The organism is Streptomyces sp. NPDC054840 (genome assembly GCF_053611065.1).
Genome location: NZ_JBSGZP010001155.1, coordinates 1 through 1,128 on the forward strand (window position 1 = coordinate 1; position 1,128 = coordinate 1,128).

1 protein-coding gene and 2 pseudogenes are annotated in these 1,128 nt (G+C 79.1%); 2 read left to right on the forward strand and 1 reads right to left on the reverse strand.

Features of this window, described 5'->3' with window-relative positions:
* A pseudogene (locus tag ACWGIU_RS38315) lies at positions 1-409 on the forward strand (hypothetical protein); the annotation flags it as partial.
* Positions 410-418: 9 nt separating this feature from the next.
* Here ACWGIU_RS38315 and ACWGIU_RS38320 read toward each other — a convergent pair.
* Complete coding sequence (locus ACWGIU_RS38320) at positions 419-787, reverse strand: NPCBM/NEW2 domain-containing protein (RefSeq protein ID WP_453712767.1); 369 nt, start codon at positions 785-787, stop codon at positions 419-421.
* Positions 788-911: 124 nt separating this feature from the next.
* On the opposite strand from ACWGIU_RS38320, the pseudogene ACWGIU_RS38325 reads away from it, so the two are divergent.
* Positions 912-1,128, forward strand: a pseudogene (locus ACWGIU_RS38325) (hypothetical protein); the annotation flags it as partial.

Below are 1,128 nucleotides of genomic sequence, written 5' to 3' on the forward strand. Positions count from 1 at the left end.
GTCCTGCCTCCGGGGGCGTCGGCGGCCCGGCCGGGCGGTCCGGCGGTGTGTGCCCGGTGGGTGCGGCCCGCAGACAACGTCCGGTGGTGGCCTGGCCCGGATCGGGCCCGCGCTCTCCGTCGCCGTCGACGCCCGCCGCGCCGAGCGCCACCCGGCGGGCATGGCCGAGGCGGCGGCCCTGCTGCCGGCCGACGCCGGCCGGACGGTCGAGGCGGTACGGGCCCTCACGGCGGGCCCCGACTGGCGTGCGGGCCATCCGCGCCCGGTTGGAGAGCGGCACGGTGGACGGCCTCCTGGGGCGGACCCGGGCCCCGCTCGCCCGGAGCGCCACCGCGAGGAGGAGGCCCGCGCCACCCTCACCCCGGCCGCTTTCGCGACCACGCTGACCACGGCGCCTAGAGGCGACTGACCCCGGCGCTCAGCGGCAGCTGAGCACGGCGTCCGCCCAGCTCGCCAGCGTCGGCAGGCTGCCCGGCCCGGCCTTCTCGACCACCAGCCGCAGCGTCCTGCGCCCCGTGAGGGAGACCTGCAGGGCCGCGGGCGGGTCCTCCTGCCCGAGGGCGGCGGACTGCCACACCCGCTCCCCGTCGGCGTACACGGAGAACCGCACCGTTCCATCCGTGAACAGCGACAGGCCGTCCACCCCCGCCTGCGCCGAGAAGCTCGTGCACTGCCGGTTGAGGGTGATCTCCACCGAGGAGCGCGGGTTCACGGTGATGCCGTGCGCGAAGCGCCGGCCGCCCACCTCCAGCCCGCGGCGCTGCCACACCCAGCCGCTGCGCCACATCTGCAGCTCCGGGCCGCTGTGGTCCCCGTGGACCGAGTGAGCGAGCCCGGCCAGCTGGAACCCCTGCGGCGGTTTCGGGGACGGCGGCGGAGTCGGCTTCGGTGAGGGCCGCTCCGGCGACGGCGTGGGCGAGGGCTTCTGCCGGCCCGTGGTGGGCGACGGGGACGAGGACGGCGCGGGGGCGGGAGCGGCGGAGCCCGCCGCCGAGGGCGCCGGCCCGGGCCGGGGGGCTACGGTGCCCTGCGCCGCCGGCGGTTCCTGCGCGGGCGGATCCGGCTCGGCCGAGGCCGGGGACGAGGCGGGAGCCTTCGGCGCCGGCGGCACGGCGGGCGCCGTCACAC